The organism is Streptomyces sp. NPDC096012, from assembly GCF_040426375.1.
Classification (GTDB): domain Bacteria; phylum Actinomycetota; class Actinomycetes; order Streptomycetales; family Streptomycetaceae; genus Streptomyces.
Genome location: NZ_JBEOTD010000021.1, coordinates 17545 through 22960, shown reverse-complemented (window position 1 = coordinate 22960; position 5416 = coordinate 17545). Strand labels below are relative to the sequence as shown.

The 5416-nt window shown below is 71.1% G+C and carries 5 protein-coding genes; 4 read left to right on the top strand and 1 reads right to left on the bottom strand.

The window, feature by feature from the left end; translation table 11 throughout:
* The first annotated feature begins 104 nt into the window (after positions 1 to 104).
* The 4 genes from ABVB68_RS20745 to ABVB68_RS20730 all read left to right on the top strand — a co-directional run bounded on the left by ABVB68_RS20745 (position 105) and on the right by ABVB68_RS20730 (position 4875).
* Positions 105 to 1517 (top strand): FG-GAP-like repeat-containing protein, encoded by a 1413-nt coding sequence (locus tag ABVB68_RS20745; RefSeq protein ID WP_353602574.1) that lies wholly within the window; start codon positions 105 to 107, stop codon positions 1515 to 1517.
* A 53-nt stretch (positions 1518 to 1570) separates the two neighbouring features.
* Positions 1571 to 2998 carry an FG-GAP and VCBS repeat-containing protein gene (locus ABVB68_RS20740; RefSeq protein WP_353602573.1) on the top strand — a complete coding sequence of 476 codons (1428 nt, stop codon included), beginning with the start codon at positions 1571 to 1573 and terminating at the stop codon, positions 2996 to 2998.
* A gap of 66 nt (positions 2999 to 3064) precedes the next feature.
* Positions 3065 to 4138 carry a YIP1 family protein gene (locus tag ABVB68_RS20735; RefSeq protein WP_353602572.1) on the top strand — a complete coding sequence of 358 codons (1074 nt, stop codon included), beginning with the start codon at positions 3065 to 3067 and terminating at the stop codon, positions 4136 to 4138.
* Positions 4139 to 4368: 230 nt separating this feature from the next.
* Positions 4369 to 4875, top strand: coding sequence for a hypothetical protein (locus ABVB68_RS20730; RefSeq protein ID WP_353602571.1), 507 nt, complete (start codon positions 4369 to 4371; stop codon positions 4873 to 4875).
* A gap of 207 nt (positions 4876 to 5082) precedes the next feature.
* Here the strand turns inward: ABVB68_RS20730 and ABVB68_RS20725 are convergent.
* Positions 5083 to 5416 (bottom strand): hypothetical protein (locus tag ABVB68_RS20725; RefSeq protein WP_353602570.1); only part of this gene is annotated, 334 nt, incomplete at its 5' end.

The window sequence follows — 5416 nt, the reverse complement described above, 5'->3', positions numbered from 1 at the left end:
CCGGCGCTTGTCGCCCCGTCTCCCGCCCCCCCCCCCCCGCCGGCCCGGGCGGGGCCGCCCCCCCGGGGGCCCGGCCCCCTGCCGTCCCACCCCGGAGCCCCGCCTTGCGCAAGCGCGTCCTCCTGCTGGCCGCCACCCTGTCGGCCGGCCTGCTCACCGCTCTTCCCGTCACCCCGGCCGGCGCCGCGCCCTCCCGCCTCGCCGGCGACTTCAACGGCGACGGCTACCTGGACCTCGCCCTCAGCGCCTCCGGCCACCAGGTCGGCTCGGCCGAGCAGGCCGGCGCCGTCGTCGTGCTCTACGGCTCGTCCTCCGGTGTCTCGGCGGGCAGGCGCAGCGTGATCACGCAGAACTCCCCCGGTGTCCCGGGCACCGCCGAGCAGGGCGACCTCTTCGGCCAGAGCCTGGCCGCCGGCGACCTGGACGGCGACGGCTACAGCGACCTCGTCGTGGGCGCCCCGAGCGAGAGCATCGGCGACCGGGACGCCGTGGGCAGCGCCACCGTGCTGTGGGGCGGCAAGTCCGGCCTGTCCGGCGGCGCCCTGCTGCCCCAGCCGTCCACCCTCCCCGAGTGGGGCGACTTCGCCTCCGCCGTCGCGGTCGCCGACTTCGACGGCGACGGCAAGCCCGACGTCACCCTCACCGGACGGACCCAGACCCGCCTCTACCGCGGGCCCGTCACCCGCTCGGGCACTCCGGCGAGCAACCTCGGCGTCGGCGAACTGGGCAGCACCCGCGAGGTGTTCGCGGGCGACCTGAACGGCGACCGCGCCGCCGAGCGCGTCTACCCGTTCCTCGTCGACGGCGACGAGGGAGGCGACGTCAGGTACTTCACCTGGACCGGCGCCAAGTACGCCATGAAGAGTCTGCCGAAGGCCGACGGCCTGCCCGGCTCGATCGCCGACGTCAACGGCGACGGCTACGGCGACCTCGTCCTGGGCGACCCCACGGACCCCGGCGCGGACAAGAAGTCCGGTCACAAGGGCGGCCAGATCTCCGTCTGGTACGGCGGCCCGAACGGCCCCGACCCCGACCAGACCCCGACCGTGATCCACCAGGACACCCCGGGCGCACCCGGCGCCGCCGAGGCCGGGGACATGTTCGGCTCGTCGATCGGCACCGGTGACATCGACGGCGACGGCTACGCCGACGTCGCGGTCGGCACACCCGGCGAGGACGTGGGCCACGCCACCGAGGCCGGCGCCGTGACGATCCTGTTCGGCTCCGGCTCGGGCCTGACCACCAAGGGCGCGCGCACCTACACCGAGGACACCGCGGGCGTGCCCGGCGCCGCGGAGGACTGGGACCAGTTCGGCCAGTCGGTCCGGCTGACGGACATCAACGACAACCACAAGGCCGACCTGGTGACGGGCGCGGGCGGCGAGAACGGTTACGGCGCCGTCACCGTCCTGCGCGGCACCGCCTCCGGCCTGACCGCCGACTACGCCAGGTACATCGGCGCCCGCGACGTCTCCGTGAAGGGCAGCGGGGAGTTCGCCTGGGCCATCGCCCAGTGACCCGACCCGGCCCGAGGGCCGCACACCTGCCACAAGGGAACCGAGGGAACTCCATGCGTACCCGCGTCCTCGCCACCGCCGTCGCCGCGGTCCTGGCCCCGCTCGTCCTGGCCGTGCCCACCGCGCACGCCACCGCGGCGGCCGCGCCGTACGACTTCAACGGCGACGGCCGCACCGACCTCGCGATCGGTGCCCCCGACGCGACCGTGGCCGGCCAGTCCAGGGCGGGCGCCGTCTCGGTCGTCTACGGCGGCTCAGGCGGCCTGAAGACGGCCACCCGCACCCTCATCACCCAGAACACGTCCGGCGTGCCCGGCACCGCCGAGGCGGGCGACGCGTTCGGCAGCGCCGTCGCCTCCGCCGACCTGAACCGCGACGGCTACGCCGACCTCCTGGTCGGCGCGCCCGGCGAGGACGTCGACGGCGACACCAACGACGGCACGGTGGTCGTCGTCTGGGGCGCCAGGGCCGGCCTGTCCGGCGCCCGCACGGTCGTCGACTACTGGCACGAGGACGTGGACCGCTACGGGCAGGCCGTGGCCGTGGGCGACCTCGACGGCGACGGCGACCTCGACGTCGCGATCGGCTCCACCGGCTCGGTCGCCCTGTCCTTCGTCAACGGCCCGCTCACCAGAACCGGGTCCTTCCAGGGCGGCTCGGGCTCCGGCTTCCCGAGCCCCTACTCACCCTCGTACGGCGCCACCTCCCTGACCGCCGGACGCGTCTCACCCGCCTGGTCCACCAGCCTGGTGGTGCACGGCAGGCAGCCGCGCACCGGCGCCGCCGTCACCCACCTGGTCACCGACCCGTCCATCGGGAACTTCACCGACTGGTGGCAGGAGCTGCCCGCCGGCACGGTCTCGGCGATCGGCGACATCGACAGGGACGGATACGCCGACATCGCCGTCGGCAACCCCTCCGAGGTCTCCGCGGACCCGGCCGGGGCCAAGGGCGGCAAGGTGACCGTGGTCTACGGCGGACCGGGCGGCAGGGACACCTCCCGCGCCCCGCTGGTCCTCGGCCAGGACACGGCGGGCGTACCGGGCGCGGCGGAGACCGGCGACGCCTTCGGCGGCAGTGTCTCCCTGGGTGACGTCGACGGGGACGGGTTCGAGGACCTGGCGATCGGCGCGCCCGGCGAGGACGACGGCGCCGGATCGGTCACCCTCCTGCGCGGCTCCGCCTCCGGCCTGACCACGAAGGGCGCGGTGTCGTACACCCAGAACACCGCGGGCGTGCCCGGCACCGCCGAGAAGGGCGACCGCTTCGGCGCACGGGTCCTGCTCGCCGACCACTCCGGTGATCACCGTGCCGAGCTGACCGTGGCGGGCCCCGGCGAGAACGCGGGGGACGGGGCGGTGTGGTCCCTGCGCGGCGCGGCCGGCGGGGCCACCACGGCGGGCTCGGTCTCCTTCGGCCCGTCGGTCACCGGGGTCTCCACGGCGGGCGCCCCGCACTACGGCACGATCCTCAACGACTGACGCGGCGCGATCCCGGCCCGCCTCCGGGATCGCCCCCCGAGGTCCCCTGGGGCCTCCCCTTAGGGGATGTCACAGGTCGGCCGCAAAGCCTGGCCCGGAAGCCCGGGTCCGGCCCGCCGGTCTCCGGGACCGGGTACGTTCGATGACGTGGCTGGATTCAGGATCGGACGCGGGGGCCGGGACAACCGCACCCCCCAAGGACAGCAGGCGCCGCAGCAACCGTCGAACGGGCGCGGGCGGCCCGGGGGGCCGTCGCACGGGCAGCAGGGGCCGTCGTACGGGCAGCAGAGGCCGTCGCAGGGACGGCCCGCGGGTCCGGCGTACGGGCAGCCCTCGGGTCCCTCGTACGGCTATCCGTCGGCGCCGCAGCCGCCGTACCCGCAGGCGGGGCAGTCGTACGGCTACCCGGGGCCGGCCGGCGACGGGCCGGAGTACTTCGGCGACGGCGGCTACCCCGACGCGGGGCACGGCGGGCACGACCCGTACGCGGCGAACAACCCGGGCCACACCCAGGCGTTCTCGGTCGACGAGGCCGGCGGCTACACCCAGGGCTCGACCTACCACGCCGGCTCGGCGGCCGCGCCCGCGGCTCCGCTGGGGCCGCCCCTGCACTGGAAGGAGCTGCTGAAGGGCATAGTCCTGTCCCCGAACCAGACCTTCCTGCGCATGCGGGACTACACGATGTGGGCGCCCGCGCTCGTCGTCACCTTCCTCTACGGACTGCTCGCCGTCTTCGGCTTCGACGGCGCCCGTGGGGACGCGATCAACGCCACCCTCTCCAACGCGGTGCCGATCGTGCTGGTGACCGCGGTCGTGATGGTCCTGGGCCTCTTCGTCCTGGGCGTGGTCACCCACACACTGGCCCGTCAGCTGGGCGGCGACGGCGCCTGGCAGCCGACGGTGGGCCTGTCCATGCTGATCACAGCGCTCACGGACACGCCCCGCCTGGTCGTGGCGATGTTCTTCGGCGGTGACGCCGGCTTCGTGCAGCTGCTGGGCTGGGCCACCTGGATCGGCGCGGGCGCCCTGCTCACCCTGATGGTGTCCCGCTCCCACGACCTGCCGTGGCCGAAGGCGCTGGGCGCCTCGGCGATCCAGCTGATCGCGCTGCTGTCCATCGTGAAGCTGGGCACGTTCTAGCTGTCCCGAGCCGTCCTGACCTGTCCTGACCTGTCCTGACAGACGAAAGGGCCCCCGGTGCGAGCGCCGGGGGCCCTTTCGTACGCCGTGAGGTTGCGGAATCGACGTGGGGGCTGTACGGGGGAAATGGCGGCCATTACAGCGTGCCTAGTTATCGGTGAACGCCCCGCCTCGCCATCCTGTCACTGAGGCTGAGAATTCGGCCACAGGGACAACGAAAGGTCGGTCGAGTGAGGCTTACCAAGCGATTTGCCACGATCAGCGCGGCTGCGACGGCGGCGGTTCTCTTCAGCGCCGGCGGCGCCCAGGCGCAGGGAAGCGGGGGACTTCTCTCGCTTCTGAGCAACACGCCACTCCTCAAGCTCTCTTACCCGGTGGGGCAGGTCAAGCAGAGCACGAGCAAGAGCACGAGCACGAGCACTAAGACCACGAGCAAGACGTCGACCGACACGCAGAACAACGGCAACGCCGCGAACAACAACAACAACAACAATAACAACAACAATGGTGGGGCGGCGAACAACAACAATAACAACAACAATAACAACGGGGGAGGTGCGAACAACAACAACAATAACAACAACAACGGCGCCGCCGCCACCACGGGCGGCGGGCTCCTCTCACTCCTGAACAACACGTCTCTCCTCGCCGTTCAGGTCTGTTACCCGACGGGACAGTCCAGCCAGGGCAACAACACCTTCACCGGCAACCAGAACATCAACTGCAATCAGAGTTGAGGGGCGCATCCGGCCGGAATCGGCGGAGCTGACGCGGGCGGCGCCGCGCTGAGGGCCACAGGTCCGCGTGAACGCCGTCGTCAAACGGGCAGACAGGGCTTCGATGCGTCAGGCTTTCCAGCCTTGCCGTGCATGCGCTGCCCTGGCCCAGACGTGCCGGTCCGGCGGCCGATGACTTCCATCCACCAGGCCGCCGGATCCTGAGATTCAGCCGTTGTTGTTATTGTTGTTGTTGTTCGCTCCTCCGCCGTTGTTGTTGTTGTTATTGTTGTTGTTGGCTCCTCCGCCGTTGTTGTTGTTATTGTTGTTGTTGTTCGCACCCCCGCCATTGTTGTTGTTATTGTTGTTGTTGTTCGCGCCTCCGCCGCCGTTGTTGTTGTTGTTATTGTTGTTGTTCCCGCCTCCGCCGTTGTTGTTGTTATTGTTGTTGTTCCCGCCCCTGCCGTTGTTGTTGTTATTGTTGTTGTTCCCGCCTCCGCCGTTGTTGTTGTTATTGTTGTTGTTTCCGCCCCGGCCGTTGTTGTTGTTATTGTTGTTGTTT

Bases quoted from the DNA above. Each gene is read 5' to 3' on its own strand.
- ABVB68_RS20740 (WP_353602573.1), top strand. From the start codon at position 1,571: ATGCGTACCCGCGTCCTCGCCACCGCCGTCGCCGCGGTCCTGGCCCCG.
- ABVB68_RS20735 (WP_353602572.1), top strand. From the start codon at position 3,065: ATGTCACAGGTCGGCCGCAAAGCCTGGCCCGGAAGCCCGGGTCCGGCC.